This is a genomic window from Phenylobacterium sp. CCH9-H3 (assembly GCF_001557235.1).
Classification (GTDB): Bacteria; Pseudomonadota; Alphaproteobacteria; order Caulobacterales; family Caulobacteraceae; genus Phenylobacterium.
The window spans coordinates 21,905-36,477 of sequence record NZ_LSJI01000125.1 but is presented as its reverse complement, the minus strand read 5'-3'; the positions used below and the strand labels follow the sequence as shown (position 1 = coordinate 36,477).

14 protein-coding genes are annotated in these 14,573 nt (G+C 67.8%); 5 read left to right on the top strand and 9 right to left on the bottom strand.

The window, feature by feature from the left end:
• Together AX721_RS12595 and AX721_RS12590 are read right to left on the bottom strand one after the other, a co-directional pair.
• Positions 1-303 carry a TrbC/VirB2 family protein gene (locus AX721_RS12595; RefSeq protein ID WP_068876356.1) on the bottom strand — a complete coding sequence of 101 codons (303 nt, stop codon included), beginning with the start codon at positions 301-303 and terminating at the stop codon, positions 1-3.
• 5 nt (positions 304-308) lie between these two features.
• Entirely contained in the window at positions 309-752 is a 444-nt protein-coding gene (locus AX721_RS12590) for a lytic transglycosylase domain-containing protein (RefSeq protein ID WP_197422548.1), read from the bottom strand.
• A 422-nt stretch (positions 753-1,174) separates the two neighbouring features.
• On the opposite strand from AX721_RS12590, the gene AX721_RS12585 reads away from it, so the two are divergent.
• Both AX721_RS12585 and AX721_RS12580 read left to right on the top strand, forming a co-directional pair.
• Positions 1,175-2,647 carry a hypothetical protein gene (locus AX721_RS12585; RefSeq protein ID WP_068876354.1) on the top strand — a complete coding sequence of 491 codons (1,473 nt, stop codon included), beginning with the start codon at positions 1,175-1,177 and terminating at the stop codon, positions 2,645-2,647.
• Between the two features lie 65 nt (positions 2,648-2,712).
• Positions 2,713-5,328 carry a TonB-dependent receptor domain-containing protein gene (locus tag AX721_RS12580; RefSeq protein ID WP_068876353.1) on the top strand — a complete coding sequence of 872 codons (2,616 nt, stop codon included), beginning with the start codon at positions 2,713-2,715 and terminating at the stop codon, positions 5,326-5,328.
• Between the two features lie 125 nt (positions 5,329-5,453).
• Here the strand turns inward: AX721_RS12580 and AX721_RS12575 are convergent, their stop codons facing one another.
• Complete coding sequence (locus AX721_RS12575; RefSeq protein WP_068876352.1) at positions 5,454-5,867, bottom strand: hypothetical protein; 414 nt, start codon at positions 5,865-5,867, stop codon at positions 5,454-5,456.
• 391 nt (positions 5,868-6,258) lie between these two features.
• On the opposite strand from AX721_RS12575, the gene AX721_RS12570 reads away from it, so the two are divergent.
• Positions 6,259-6,540, top strand: a complete 282-nt coding sequence (locus AX721_RS12570) for a hypothetical protein (RefSeq protein WP_068876351.1) — start codon at positions 6,259-6,261, stop codon at positions 6,538-6,540.
• Between the two features lie 10 nt (positions 6,541-6,550).
• Here AX721_RS12570 and AX721_RS12565 read toward each other — a convergent pair whose 3' ends face one another.
• Together AX721_RS12565 and AX721_RS12560 are read right to left on the bottom strand one after the other, a co-directional pair.
• Positions 6,551-7,639 carry an alpha/beta fold hydrolase gene (locus AX721_RS12565; protein ID WP_068876350.1) on the bottom strand — a complete coding sequence of 363 codons (1,089 nt, stop codon included), beginning with the start codon at positions 7,637-7,639 and terminating at the stop codon, positions 6,551-6,553.
• Between the two features lie 11 nt (positions 7,640-7,650).
• On the bottom strand, positions 7,651-10,257 hold the full coding sequence (locus tag AX721_RS12560; protein ID WP_068876349.1) for an AMP-binding protein: 2,607 nt from the start codon (positions 10,255-10,257) through the stop codon (positions 7,651-7,653).
• A 259-nt stretch (positions 10,258-10,516) separates the two neighbouring features.
• On the opposite strand from AX721_RS12560, the gene AX721_RS12555 reads away from it, so the two are divergent.
• A complete protein-coding gene (locus tag AX721_RS12555) occupies positions 10,517-10,777 on the top strand; it encodes an XrtV sorting system accessory protein (protein ID WP_068876381.1) in 261 nt (86 codons plus the stop codon).
• A gap of 7 nt (positions 10,778-10,784) precedes the next feature.
• On the opposite strand, the gene AX721_RS12550 is transcribed toward AX721_RS12555, so the two are convergent.
• The 4 genes from AX721_RS12550 to AX721_RS12535 form a co-directional block, all read right to left on the bottom strand.
• Entirely contained in the window at positions 10,785-12,260 is a 1,476-nt protein-coding gene (locus tag AX721_RS12550) for an exopolysaccharide biosynthesis polyprenyl glycosylphosphotransferase (RefSeq protein ID WP_082769845.1), read from the bottom strand.
• A gap of 75 nt (positions 12,261-12,335) precedes the next feature.
• Positions 12,336-13,037, bottom strand: coding sequence for a sugar transferase (locus tag AX721_RS12545; protein WP_082765303.1), 702 nt, complete (start codon positions 13,035-13,037; stop codon positions 12,336-12,338).
• A gap of 1 nt (position 13,038) precedes the next feature.
• The gene (locus AX721_RS12540) at positions 13,039-13,278 is read right to left on the bottom strand and encodes a hypothetical protein (RefSeq protein ID WP_068876348.1); all 240 of its coding nucleotides are present in this window, start codon (positions 13,276-13,278) and stop codon (positions 13,039-13,041) included.
• A 157-nt stretch (positions 13,279-13,435) separates the two neighbouring features.
• Positions 13,436-14,119, bottom strand: a complete 684-nt coding sequence (locus AX721_RS12535) for an exopolysaccharide biosynthesis polyprenyl glycosylphosphotransferase (RefSeq protein WP_255355300.1) — start codon at positions 14,117-14,119, stop codon at positions 13,436-13,438.
• A 156-nt stretch (positions 14,120-14,275) separates the two neighbouring features.
• Between AX721_RS12535 and AX721_RS27380 the strand changes: the two genes are divergently transcribed.
• Positions 14,276-14,431, top strand: coding sequence for a hypothetical protein (locus AX721_RS27380; protein ID WP_156467149.1), 156 nt, complete (start codon positions 14,276-14,278; stop codon positions 14,429-14,431).
• Positions 14,432-14,573 lie beyond the last annotated feature (142 nt).

The following is a 14,573-nucleotide window of genomic DNA, read 5'->3' as shown; positions in this document are numbered from 1 at the left end:
CTACATCCCCCCGGCGAGCGAGCGGATGCCGGCCACGATGGTCACGGCGCCGAAGATGATGAAGATGCCCACCAGCGTGACGATGCCGCGGCGCCAGTCGAAGCGGCCGGTGAGCATCAGGTAGCCGATGAGGGCCACCGCGATGACCGCAGCGGTGGTCGCCAGATTGCCGAGCAGCGTGCCCTGCACCCAGTTGAGCGCGGCCAGCAGCGGTGAGGAGCCGGCGGGGTCGCCCTGGACCTGGGCGTGGGCCGGGGCGGCGGCGAGGGCTGCCAGGGCAGCGAGCGGGGCGATCTTGTTCATGGGCCTCACTGAGCGCCGGCGCCCAGGGCCGAGACGGCCGCCAGGCGCGCCATGATGGCGCGGACATAGGATTGGGTTTCGGCGTAGGGCGGGACGCCGCCGTAGCGTTCGACCGCCTTCGGCCCGGCGTTGTAGGCGGCCAGCGCCAGCTTCACGTCGCCGAAGCGACGGAGCTGCTGGGCGAGGTAGGCCGCGCCACCGTCGATGTTGCCTTTGAGGTCCGAGGGGTCCACGCCGAGGTCGCTAGCGGTTGTCGGTAACAGTTGCATGACACCGCGCGCGCCTTTTGACGAAACCGCCGCATGATTGAAACGCGACTCCTGCCAGGCGACCGCCTCGACGATGGTCGCGGGCACGGCGTGGCGCGCCGAGGATTCCTGAATCAGCCGGATGACGTCTTCTGGCGGGGCGCGGACGAGCGGCGCGGGCTCCGGCGCCGCGATGGCCATGGCGCCCTCGCTGGTGTGGACGGCCGGGCCGGAATAGGTGGTCACCGCGCCATCGTCTCCAATGGAGAGAACCTGGGCCGACGCCTCGGCGGAGGCGGCCAGAACCAAGGCCAGCGCTGCAGCGAACGCGAGGGGCGCCGTACTCGTGCCTGCCATTCTCAAGCCCCCAGAACCGAGCCTTCAACCTAGCCCATCCGACTGTCACGCGGCCAGACCACAATGTCGCGGCGACCGTCCAGCCACGGTTCTATGACAGCGAAGGCGTGGTGGCGTCAGCGCTGCAATGAGCCTGTCACAAGTGTGTCGGGGAGATGTCACGCCCGGCGCCTAAGAACGGGCCGGGCAGGCGGGGGATAGGCTCCGGGGGATGGCTTCGATCGGAGCCCCGCGTGCAAGCACATGCGTCTCGCGGAGATCGAAAAATGACCGGCGCCAAGCTCAAGACCCTCCTTCTCTGCTCGCTGGGCGCGCTCGCCCTGGCGGGCTGCGGCGGAGCCGACAACGTCGCTTCGCCGGGCGAGGGCGCGTTCCCGCCGAACAACGGCGGCGGCACCGGTAACAACGGCGGAAACAACCCGCCTCCGGGCACGCCGGCGGCGGATTGCCCTGCCGGCTTCGCCAACGTCGGCACGGTCGCGAACGGCACGCTGCGCGCCTGTCAGCTGCCGCAGAAGATCACTGGCGCCCTGCTGGTCCCGCTGCGCGCTGGCACGATCTACGCGATCAGCGGACGGGTGGACGTGGGCGACGACCGGGGCGCCGACCCGAACAACCCGACCGCGGGCACCACTCAGGCGGTGCTGACCATCGAGGCGGGCGTCCGCCTCTACGGCTCGGGCGGCCTCGACTACATCAACGTGCAGCGCGGCAACCAGATCTTCGCCGAAGGCACCGCCACCAATCCGATCGTCTTCACCAGCCGTTCGAACGTCGACGGCAACTCGGGCGCCGACCTGATCGGCCAGTGGGGCGGCATCGTGATCGCCGGCCGCGCGCCGATCGCCAGCTGCCCGGCCGGCACGACCCCGCCGAACATCAACTGCGTGGCCACCTTCGAGGGCGGCGTGTCGCTCTACGGCGGCAACAGCCCAGCCGACAACTCGGGCCGGCTGCGCTACATCCAGATCCGCTACCCCGGCTTCGAGATCCAACCGAACCGTGAGCTGAACGGCCTGACGCTGCTGGGCGTCGGCTCCGGCACCACGATCGACCACATCCAGGTCCACAACAGCTCGGACGATGGCATTGAGTTCTTCGGGGGCACGGTCAACCTGAAGCACGTGGTGATCACGGGCGCCGACGACGACAGCCTGGACACCGACGAAGGCTGGCGCGGCGGCATCCAGTTCGCCATCCTGCGCCAGCGTGCGAACGGCGGCGACCGCGTGTTCGAACAGAGCTCGGCGGGCGTGCAGGCCTCGCTGAATTCCCAGCCCAAGATCGCCAACTACACCGCCATCGGCTCTGGCCGCACCGGCGCCGGCGACATCCAAGTGCTGAACACCGGCACCGGGGGCCGCTTCATCAACGGCATCCACACCTCGGCGAACACCGCCACGGCCTGCCTCGACGTCGACGACACCTCCACGGTCGCCGCCGCTCCGCGCTGGGACTCGGTGGTGCTGGCCTGCTCGGCCGCCTTCCGCAACGACAGCGGCGTCGACGCTGCCGGCGCGGCGGCCCTGTTCAACGCCGGGACCAACAACTCGTCGACGCACACCTCCACGCTCAGCGGGTTCGTCAACGGCTCCAACGAGACGGGCCGCGTCGCGACGGATCCGAAGACGATCTACTCGTTCTTCGACACCGTGACCTACATCGGCGCCGTTCGGGACGCGAACGACACCTGGTGGAGCGGCTGGACCTGCGGCCTGGCCACCGGAAGCAGCTGCTGAGCCGGCAGGGCGGGGCATCGGCCCCGCCCCCTTCGCGTCCGTCGAACTCCTGAAGGCCACCTGACATGATGAAGCTTACCCGCCCGGTCACCGGGCTGCTCCTGGGCGCCACGGCCCTTACCGCGCCAGGCCTCGCCTGGGCCCAGGCCGCACGACCCAGCGCTCCGCCCGCCGCGGAGACCGAGGTCGACGAAGTGCTCGTGCGCGGCAAGTTCATCCCGGAGGTCATGCGCGAGACCTCGGAGGTGGCTTCGATCGTCACCGCGGAAGATCTGGTCCGCCAGGGCGACGACACCGCGGCCCAGGCGCTGACCCGCTTGGCCGGCCTCAGCGTCGTCAGCGGCCGGTTCGTCTATGTTCGTGGCCTGGGCGAACGCTACTCGTCCGCGTTGCTGAACGGCTCGCCGCTGCCCAGCCCGGAGCCGCTGCAGCGCGTCGTCCCGCTGGACCTGTTCCCTTCGAACGTCCTGGCCGGCGTGACCGTCCAGAAGACCTATTCCGTGAACTATCCCGGCGAGTTCGGGGGCGGCCTCATCGACCTTAAGACCATCGGCGTGCCGGATCGTCCGTTCATTTCCATGGGCGTCAGCCTGGGCGTGAACGACGAAACCTCGCTGAAGCGCGGCCTGACCTACGACGGCGGCGGCGACAGCGATTCCTTCGGCGTGGACGATGGCACCCGGGAGCTTCCGCTGCTGATCCGCCGCGGGATCGAGACGGGCAAGCGCATCGACGCGACCAACTTCTCCTCCGACCAGCTGACGGCCATGGGCCGCAGCTTCCAGAACGCCAACATCAATCTGCTGCAGTCCACGAACGACATTCCGATCAACGGCAGTCTCGACCTTGCCGCGGGCACCTCCTGGAACCTCGACTGGGGCCGCATCGGCGTGGTGGCCATCGGCGGTTACGACAACAGCTGGTCGACCCGCAACGCCATCCAGCAGGAGGGCGTCGTGAACCTGGACGGCCTCTCCGTGCAGGAGGATCTGGCGTCGGATTCGACCCAGAACGACATCGTTCTGAACGCGCTTACCCAGGTGGCGCTCGAGCTGGACAATCACACCTTCAAGTGGACGAACCTCTACGTCCGCAACGTCACCAAGGAAGCCCGCTCGGTCGCCGGCGAGAGCGCCCGCGCCAGCAACTTCATCCGCGACGACTACACCGCCTGGTACCAGCGCGAGCTCATCGACACCCAGCTCACCGGCGAGCACGAGATCGGCGACAACCTGACCGTCTCCTGGCGCGGCTCCTACGCCCGCACGGAGCGGGACGTGCCTTACGAGCGGCAGATCCGCTATCGGCGGGTGAACGGCGAGTACCTGCACAATCCGCAGCTCGACGCCAACTTCATCCGCTTCAGCGAACTCGAGGACAAGACCTCGGGCGCCGGCGTGGACTTCGCCTATCGCTGGGACAATCCCTACATCGCCGACCTGACCCTGACGGGTGGCTATGCGTGGTCGGACAACGAGCGGATCTCCGACTCGCGGGTGTTTCGCTTTACGATGAACACGACCCCGGACCTGAACTTCCAGCGTCAGCGGGTCGATTTCCTCTACTCGGACTACAACATCGGGCCGAACGGGCTGATTCTGCGGGAGGTCACCGGTTCGGACGGCGCGGCGGCCTACACGGCCAGCCTGATCACCCACGGCGTTTATCTGCAGGCCGAAGGCGAGATCTTCCCGGCGGTCCGCGCCACGGTGGGCGCGCGCTTCGAGAGCGGCAAGCAGGACGTCCGCGCCATCGACCTGTTCTCGCCGACGCCCCTTGAGGGCCGCACGCTGAAGAACGACTACCTGCTGCCCGCCGGCACGGTGACCTGGAACTTCGGCGAGGATCAGCAGCTGCGCTTCGGCGCGTCGAAGACGATCGCTCGCCCGCAGTTCCGCGAACAGGCCCCGCAGCTCTACCTGGACCCGGAATCGGACCGCACCTTCATCGGCAACCCATTCCTGTTCGACAGCGAAATCATCAACCTCGACGCCCGGTACGAGCGCTACTTCGACCGGGGGCAGTTCGCCACATTCGGCCTGTTCTACAAGGACATCGACAAGCCGATCGAGTCGGTCGTGAACGAGTCGGGCTCCGGCCTGCAGCAGAGCTTCCTGAACGCGCCCAAGGCGGTCGTGTACGGCGCCGAGGCCGAGTTCAAGAAGTACTTCGAGTTCGAGACCGGCAACGCGTGGATGGATGGCGTGCGTTGGCTCGTGGCGGCGAACTACACTTTCACCAAATCGGAGGTGAAGGTCGGCGCCGGCGACGTGGTCTATCCGCGGACCAACCTGGGCCAGCCTGCGCCCGCGCTGAACTTCATCCTGGACGGTAGCCGTCTCCAGGGCCAGTCGAAGCACCTGGCGAACGCCCAGTTCGGCTTCGAGAGCCTGGATGGCGCGACGCAAGCGACCTTCCTGGTCAACTACGCCAGCAAGCGGACCACCGCGCGCGGTCAGGCCGGGGCGCCCGACTTCGAACAGGATCCGGGCATCCTGCTCGACTTCACGTTCCGCCAGAAGTTCGCGGTGTGGGGGCAGGAGTTCACCGCCGGCTTCGAGGCCCGCAACCTGCTGGGCGAGAAGTTCGACGAATTCCAGAAGCGCGGCGGCGACGAGATCAAGCTGAACAACTACGACCTCGGCCGCAGCTTCTCGATCAGCCTGAGCGCGCGGCTCTAGAGAGGATTCCGGCCGGCCCGCCCGCGGGCCGCCGGATGCGCTCAGCTTCCATATCCTGAGTTCGGGCTTCCTGGCCGGTCGTGACCTTCCGTCTCGACCGGCCTTTCCGGCTTCCGCCCGCCGGCTCAGGCCTCGGCGTCGAGGTCCGGCGTAACTGCGTGCTGGCTGCGTAGCAGGCGCGCCACCTCGTTCGGGGTCAGGCGGAAGAGCAGGCCGATGGCCCGCATCGAATGGCCCCGCCGGTGCATGTCGCGGGCGAACTTGAGCTGGTGCTGCGTCAGCGGGCCGGCGTCCGCGGGCCCGCGCCGCCGGCGGCCGGCTTCGCGGGCCGGGCGGCGCATCTCATGGTCGGCCAGCAGGGCCAGGACCCGGGGGATCGCGCCATCCGGCGCCAGGACCTCGGCCCGGGATCCGCCGACGATGCGCAGTGTCACGCCCACCTCGAAGAATCGCCGGAGCAGCTTGGCGAGCTCGCCCGTGGTGGCGTCGAGGGCTTCCAGGCCATGGACGAGAACTTCGTCGCCCCGCTTCAGGCCCATCAAGACATTCATCAGGTTGCGGCGAGGAGGACTTGCCGTTGACCCCTCTTCGAGCACGACATCGCAGCCGATCGCTTCGACCAGCCGTCGCTGCACGCTCGGGGGCGGAAGTTCCGGTGACGCTCGGACAACGCCGTACCGCATGCAGCGGCTCTCCTCCCGCGTAGACGATCCGCAGGCGTTCCTGGCGTCGTCCTCCATCAGCAATCCGGCAAGTATCTGGCGCCGCGGCGACAGTTCGATGAAGCGTCGGCAAGGAGTCGATGACATCGACGCTTCTGCACCTGAGCGCGAATTGTCGCGGGCTCGTCGTAAAACTTTCGCATATTGCTGTTAAGGAGTAGGGTTTGCCTCCAAGAGCGGCGTTCAGCCGCCTTTAGGAGGAACATCGATGCGGACCATGATCTGCGCGGCCATCCTGTCGGCCCTGGCGGCCGGACCGGCCATCTCCAGCGAAAATTCGAAAGCCACCAGCGGCTCGGCCGAGGCCGGGCGGACCGTCTACATCTGCGACAACTCGGCGATGACCCGCCGGGCGTTCGCCCGCGAGTTCGGCAAGACCGAGTTCGTGAAGGCCGATGCAGCCGCAGCCAAGGGCGAGCGCTGGACCGCGCCCAAGTGCATGACGGCGCGCGAAGCCCGCCGGCTGAAACAGCTCGCCAGGCTGGACTAGCAACTCCGGCTCAAAGGCCGCCCGGCGGCCGAAGCGGATCGATCGGCGCGCCCGGCGGACCGAAGAGCTCGTCGGTCGAGGGCAGGTCCGTCTCCGCGGGCGGGAGAGGCTGTGGCGCCCGGCCGGCGCGGCTCGCGCGAACCATTTCCTCGACGGCCGATACGACGACATCGGGCCGGTCGAACATGATCATGTGGGACGAGAGCACCGTCTGCTGCGAGCCCGCATCGGCTGCGCGGGCGATCGCCTGATGCTGCAGGACAAGCACGGATTGCGGCTTGTCGAAGCCATAGGATGGTGCGGCCGCGGCGGTGTCCGAGGCCGTGACCACATAGAGCGGGATGTCCCGCAGCACGCCCGCGGCCCGGAAAACCTGGTCCGAGGTGCGTCCGAAGATACTGTCCAGCTCCGAGAGCTGGTTTCGCCAGGTGTCGGGCCGCCGGGCCACCTCGCGGGCGTGGGCATCGCCCTTGGCGGGTAGGCAGCCACTCCATTGCGGGTCCGAGTCGGCGGGCTGGGGTTGAAGCTCCGACACCGCCAGACACCGTTGAACACGCCGCCGAATTCCATCCAGGCCATCGCCGACGGGCCGGGGCGCCCGGCGCTCCACGGTGGTGTCGAGCAGCACCAGGCCGACCACGTCGCGCGGTTGGCGGGCGGCGAACACCCGGGCATAGAGACCGCCGGCGGAGTGGCCGACGATCACGAACGGCCCCTTGATTCGTGCGGCCGCCAGCGCCTGCTCCAGATCCCGGGCTATGGCTCCGCCATCGCGGGGCAGAGGGCCCGGATCGCTGAAGCCCGAGCCCGCCCGATCATAGGCGCAGACCCGCGTGGTCCGCGCCAGCGCTGGCTGGACCTTGTACCAGGCCGAGGAACTGGCTCCGAACCCGGATTCGAGCAGGATGGTCGGACTGCCTGAGCCGCTACAGCGAAGGTTGAGCTGACGTCCATCCGGCAGGCGTACGAGGGCGCCGGCTCGAGCGTAGGCGGAGCCGGCCTCGCCGCCGAGCGAGCCACAGCCCGTCAGCAACGCCAGAAGGGCGACGGCCGTGCGGCGCGCTGCGACGCGGCCGGGGCCTCGATGAGGCTGCGCCATGCCCGCCGCGCCTACAGCGCGGGCCGAAGGGCCTTGGGGCCCCTCAGCTCTTCCGCGCGACTGGCGACCCACCAGGCCACGAGGCCGAGCGCCACCGAGGCGGCCAGGTTCGTGAAGAGGTCCTGGAAGCCCAAACGCCAGTAGATCAGCCAGAGGACAACCACGTGCGTCAGATAGATGTAGAAGCTGGCAGCCGCGATATCGCCGACGATGCGATGGACGAGGTTCGGCAGGAGGAGGCGGCGCACCCACAACAGCCCGGCGGCGCAGAGCGCCAGCCAGGCCGCATGGGAGTAGCTGGTGGGCGGCGGGTAGGCGTCGAAGAAGCCGGGTATACCGACCACCTGCAGCACCACAAGGCCCGCCATCGCGGCGGTGAGGATCAATCGCCGGCTCTGCGTGTTCGCCTCATTGAAGCACCAGCCCAGCGCGATCAGGTACAGCGTGGCGTCCGGCGTCCTGTTTTCCAGGTGGGCGTGATCGAGGAGATTGGTCGCGAGGCATTTCAGGCAGAACGCCGCGACGAGGCAGATCAGCCCGAAGCGCCAGGGATCGTAGGCGATCGTACGCTGCACGGGTTTGAACAGGCTCAAGAGCGCCACGACAACGAACGCCTGGAAGATCGCCTCGATGAACCAGAACGGCTCGATCAGCGACCCGAAGCGCCCGGAGAAATTGCTGACGAGAAGCAGCGACGGCAGGTCGAACGAGCGCTTCGCGATTAGATAGGCGACCAGGATCGCGTAGTAGGGAAGCAGAATGCGTTGCGCAAACGCGAGCGCGACGCTGAATCCCTTGCCCTGGGCGAGCCTGGCTTTCTGGTAGCGACCGAGGTTGTACCCCGCGAGAATCATGAGGACCTCAGCGCCGCCTCCGACAACGAATGCCGAGGCGTGGTTCACGACGACCGCCAGGATGGCCAGCATCCGGATGACGACTTCCGTCTCGATGGTCCGCAGGCTCCACCACCGCAGCGGCGTTCCGCGAGGCTTCATGGCGCAGAGGCGACCGATCGAAAGCGTCTCCCACTCGTCGGGGAGGAAGCCGAGCGCGCCCTCGATAGCGAGGGATAGATTCACATAGTTCAGGGAATCGCCGCCGAGCCCGACAAAGGTGTCGTCGGACCCGACCGTCACGCGTGGAAACGCCTGAGCGAACGCAGCTTCGATCGCGTGGCGACCATCCGGCGCGGCGCCGCTGGCGGCGGCGCTCGCTCGCGCCCGGGATTCCCGCAGGATCGACTGGTAGTCGATCTTTCCGGATGGCAGCGTCGGCAACTCGTTCCAGATTTCGACCCGGAACGCATTGGGGGGCAGCTTGTAGGTGGCGCTCAGTTGCTCGCCGACCCGGTCAGCGTCGCCCCCGTTCAGGAGCGCCACGTAGATGGCTACATCGTCGCTGACGACCACGCCGCGATGGCCGAGACGTCCGAGTTGAGCCTCGACGTCGTCGAGACTGACCCTAAGGCCGTAGATCTTGGCGAACCGGCTCTTGCGCCCGACAATGCGGTACACACCATCCTTGTCGCGGCGGGCTAGGTCCCCCGTATGGAGCTCCGTGAGTTCGGCGCCGCGCGCGAGATCCTCGGGCCGCGTCGCGTAGCCCATCATCACATTCGGCCCGCGATAGACGAGTTCGCCCACCGTGTCGGGCGTCTCTACCGTCTCCCCGTCTGCGTCGATCAGCCGGAACTCACCGCCCGGAATGGCCCTGCCGATGTCGCCGGCGCGGCTCAGCACTTCATCTGGACGCAGGTAGGCCATCCGTGCGGTCGCCTCGGTCTGGCCGTACATCACGAAGAATCGGATTCCGCGCTCCTCCGCCCAGCGTCCGAACCGCGTCACCGTCTCCGGTGGAAGGCGGCCGCCGGCCTGAGTCATCGTGCGGAGCGACGGCGGGGCGCTGTCCAGGAAGCCCGAGCGTTCCAGCAACTCGTAGGTGTAGGGCACGCCGGCCAGCGAGGTCCCCTGACGCGCTTCGAAGAACCTCCAGAAATCCACGTCGACAACCGACCGCTCGGTAAGGAGCAGTGTGGCCCCTACGGAAAGGTGGGAGTTCACCACCGACAGACCGTAGCTGTAGTGGAATGGAAGCGAGGTTATGGCGCGGTCTGCCGAGGTGATCCCCAGGTACTCGACGATTGAGGCCGCGTTGGCCTCGACGGCGGAGCCGGCAAGACGCACGAGCTTCGTGGCCCCCGTGGTGCCCGAGGTGGACAGCAGCACCGCGAGATCGGGGTGCAAGAGGTGTCCTGTGGGGGCCTGGGTTTGGAGCAACCACTCGCCGCCATCCCACGCAAAGCGTGCGTCAGGATTGAACGTTTCCCGCAGAGCATCGGTATTGCCCCGCGCCGCGGCGAGTATGACGGCGTGCCCCCCACGCAGCGCGCCAAGATAGGCCACGAGAGGCGGCAGCTGATTTGCAGCCTCGACCAGAACCAGGCGGCGATCCGTCCCGAGCGAAGCCGAAAAGTCGTCCGCTCTTCGCGCGAGCTCCGCGTAGCTTACGGACTCCCCGTCCTCCGTAACGACCGCGATCGCGTCGCCGAAGGTCTCCAGCCGGTGCGCGAAGGTCGCCGCCGCACTCGCCTCGGCATCGTTCACTGGCCTGGAGGTCAAGAGCTCTTCCTAGATTTGCGTCGGCCGATCATGAGCGCACCGCCTGACCGGTCCGCCGCAAATCCCAAGCGCATACATCGTTGATTGGATACCTTGCGCCGGTCGGCGTTATCAACCGAGCGCACGGTGTGCGAGGCATGGAAATTGCTAATCTGTTTCGAGCCTCCACATCGGGAGGTGCTGGGTGTCGCACCGTCGCGTGCGATTGCACACGGGCGTTATCCTGCTAGGAAACGCGGATAGGTTGGGGGAGCAGAACGTGGAAACCGTCTACGATTGGATCACCGTCGCCATCTTCGGCGGACTGGTCGTGCTGTTTCTGCACAGGTCGGTGCAACCTGGTGAACCCCAGGACACGATCCTCCACTACCTACCGCCCGCCGTCGGCTGCGCCGTCGCCAACTGGTTCGGCAACGAGGGGCAGGGGCTGGTGTCGTTCCTGATCGTTCTGGGCGTCCTGATATACATCCTGCTGGTCCTGAAGCCGTTCGGGTTCACGTTCCCTCCGAACAAGCGCTAGTCGCCCCCTATCGCACCGCGCCGCTGTCGCCCAGGAGGCAGGGGGCGGTGCGCAGGATGATGGCGATGTCGAGCCAGAACGAGCGGCGCTCGACGTATTCGAGGTCCAGGGCGACGCGGCGGCGGACGTCTTCGGCCGTATCCACCGGGCCCCGAGAGCCATTGACCGCGGCCCAGCCGGTCAGGCCGGGCTTGATGCGGTGGCGGTGGGCGTAGGTCTCGACCAGCTTGGAGGCTTCGGCGCCGCCGCTCAGCATGCCGATGGCGTGAGGCCGGGGACCAACGACCGACATCTCGCCGGTGATGATGTTGAAGATCTGCGGCAGTTCGTCGAGGCTGGTCTTGCGGATGAAGCGGCCGACCTTGGTGACGCGGTCGTCGTCGGCCGAGACCTGGCGCGCCGCCTTGTGGTCCGAAGCCTCCACGCGCATCGAGCGGAACTTCCAGACCACGATCTCCTCGTTCATGTAGCCGTGGCGGCGCTGGCGGAAGAAGACCGGGCCGGGGCTGTCCAGGCGGATAGCGATTGCGACGGCGGTCATCAGGGGCGCCAGCGCGATCAACGCCAGGATCGACAGGGTCAGGTCCAGGGCGCGCTTGGCCAGGAGATAGCCCGACCGCTCGGCCGCGCCGGAGACGTGCATGAGGTCGAAGTCGGCGATGCGGCCGATGGCCTGCGTCTCGGTCTCATCGTCCGTGTCGTCCAGCAGCAGGAAGATCGGATTGGGGATCGGCGCGAGCCGTTCGAGGAGTTGCGCGATCCGGGCGCTGGCCTTGGGCGGCACGGTTACGACGATCCGGTCCACGTAGGGCAGGATGCGGTGGTCGATAAGGTCGGCGGTCTTGCCCAGCACCGGCACGCCGCAAACCTTGGGCCCCACGCGGTCGCGGCGATCGTCGAAGACGCCCAGGATGTTCACGTCGCGGGTCTTCAGGGCGCGCTTGATCAGCCGCTGGGCCGAGGCGGTGCCGCCCACGATGATGAGGTTGGGCGTGAGCAGGCCGCGCTTGCGCAGATCCTTCAGGATGGCGCCCCACAGCAGGTGCGACAGGACCAGCGCCGAGGCGGCGGCGGCGACCCAGGCGGCGCAACCGATGGCGGGGAACGCGGGGTCCAGGAGGCCGCAGGCCGTGCCCGCACCGCCGCCGGCCGCCGCCGCCGCGATCAGAAGGCGGCCGAACCTGCGGCGCGAGCGCTCGCGGGAATTCATGGCGTAGGCGCCGGTGGCGACCAGCAGCAGCACCGCCAGCAGGGGCGCGCCGATCCACATCACCTTGGGCAGATCGATCAGAAGGCCCGCGGCGAAGGAGGCCGCCATCAGGGCGGCCGCGTCCCCCGCCTGGAAGAGGCGGGCGATGCCCGCCCCGGACACACGCGAGCGCACGGGCTGCAGCCGCTCGGGCCGCAGCGGGCCGCGGCGATGAGGCTGCGGCGTCGCGCCGTCATGCTGGATGGCGCGAAAGGCGCCTGTATCGTCCGCCATACTGGCATCCCCAAACCTGTCGGTGGGGACCCTAAGCGGCGCGGCTGAGCGATCCGTTAACCCGCGGAACGGCGGTCAGTACGCGCGGCTGTCGCTGAAGATCAGCGGCAGGGTGCGCCAGACGATCTTCATGTCGAGGCCGAAGCTCCAGGTGTCGATGTATTCGTTATCGGATTCGACCCGGTCGACGATCGCCTGCAGCTCCTTCACCTCGCCGCGGAAGCCGCAGACGGCGGCGTAGCCGGTGAGGCCGGGCCGCGCCCGGAACCGGCGATCATACCCCGCCACGACCTTGCTCCAGGCTTCGTCATGGGCCACGGCGTGCGGCCGCGGACCGATCAGCGACATGTCGCCCCGCAGGACGTTCAGGAGCTGGGGCAATTCGTCGAGGCTGAGCTTGCGCAGGATGGCGCCCACGGCCGTGACCCGCGCGTCGTCGCGGGTCGCCTGGCGAACCGTCTCGCCATCCTCGGCGACCGTCATGGTGCGGAACTTGAAGACGGTGAAGATCCGGCCGTTCAGCCCGGTGCGGCGCTGGCGGAAGAGAGCAGGACCCCGGCTTTCCAGGCGCACCAGGCCCGCGATCGCCAGCAGGAGGGGCAGGAAGACAAGGAGGGCGCCGAACGACATGACGATGTCGAAGGCGCGTTTGCGGCGGCTCGTGGCGCAGGCGGCCGCCTTGCCCGGACCCGCGTCGGGCGCCGTGCTCACCGGCGGCCTCTGCCCGGGGGCCGGCGTCCAGTTGGCGCCGTCGGCGTGAGCGCGGAACCCGGCCATGTTATTCATAGCACGCCCTTCGGTCGGGCCGCGCTACGGCGTAGAGATCGCGGAGGAAGGCGTCCATCGCCTCGGCGCTCCACAGCCGTACGCGGAGCTGGGGGCCGTGGGTGTCGATCTCCGTGGAGATGTGGGCGTCCCCATCGACGTCGGCCGCGTGAGCGCCCACGAAGCCGTAGAAGGCCGCGCGAATCTGATCCGCGTCGTCGTCTGCTCGAAACCGCGTCTCAAAACCGGACATTTTCCCCGACCGCCCCGTCGATTGTGCAGGGTCCGCAGCAAGAGCCGCGCCACGGGTCCCGTCCCGAGACCTGCGCAATCTTGACTATATTCGGAGAAGGCGGCCGTTCGGTTGCAGTCAGGGTTGATAAATCGTCACCGGCCGCCCGAAGAGCGCCTCAATAGGCCTGGGGATCGCGGAATATGATCATCGCCGTCTTGGCGAGGATCGCGATGTCGAGGCCCAGCGACCAGCTGTCGATGTAGAGGTTGTCCGCGGCGACGCGGTCGCGCATGCAGCGCAGGTCCTGGATCTCGCCCCTCAGGCCGTTCACCTGGGCGAGACCGGTGAGGCCGGGCTTGGCGCGAAAGCGGTCGGCGTAGCTTGGAATCTGGCGGCCGTAGTAGTCGTCGTGCGCCAGCGCATGCGGCCGCGGGCCGACCAGCGACATGTCACCCTTCAGGACGTTCAGGAACTGGGGCAGTTCATCCAGGCTGAGCTTGCGCAGCACTGCGCCGATCGCGGTGACCCGGGCGTCGCCTCGGGTGGCCTGCCGCACATTTCCGCAGTCTTCGGCCACGGTCATGGTGCGGAATTTGTAGATCGTGAAGATGCGGCCGTCATAGCCGGTGCGGCGCTGCTTGAAGATCACGGGCCCGCCCGACTCCAGCCGGACGGCCAGCGCCACGCATAGGAGCAGCGGCAGGAAGAGCAGCAGCGCGGCCAGGGCGCCGGCGATGTCGACGGCGCGCTTGCCGAAGCTGTGGGCGACATCGACGGCCTCGGGGGTCAGCAGGGCGCGAACCGCCGACTCTTCAGCGGGCGAAGCAGCGCCAACAGTCCTGGCGACGACGTCTGTCATCCGAAGCCACACCCCAGTCTTGCCCAAGCCAGCACGGGGGACCTCCCCAGGACCCATGTTGGCGTCTTGTTAGCCTTCTTCCCAAACGAACTATTCACCGTCGTGGGTATTTAATGTGACACAGCCCGAGAAGTGGGCGGTATCGAGGTCAGAAGCATGCCGTCCGACGTTTCCGTCGAACTGGTCAGTCGGGTTTCAGAGGTCCAGACGGCCCGCCGCCTTCCGGTCGGGATGGGCCTTGCCATCGGCGCGGGTGCGTCGCTGGCGCTCTGGACCTGCATCGGCCTTGGCCTGCGCGCGCTGCTCGCCTAAGGATCCCACCGGATCCACCGCACGAAAAACGTACTCAGCCCCTATACTTAATGGGTTTTAGCCTCAGCGGCGGCCAAGGGCAATTGGGCCTTCGGCGCGTCGCCGGACGCGCGCCCATCGTCTTACCCGTTGTGAGCTTCGC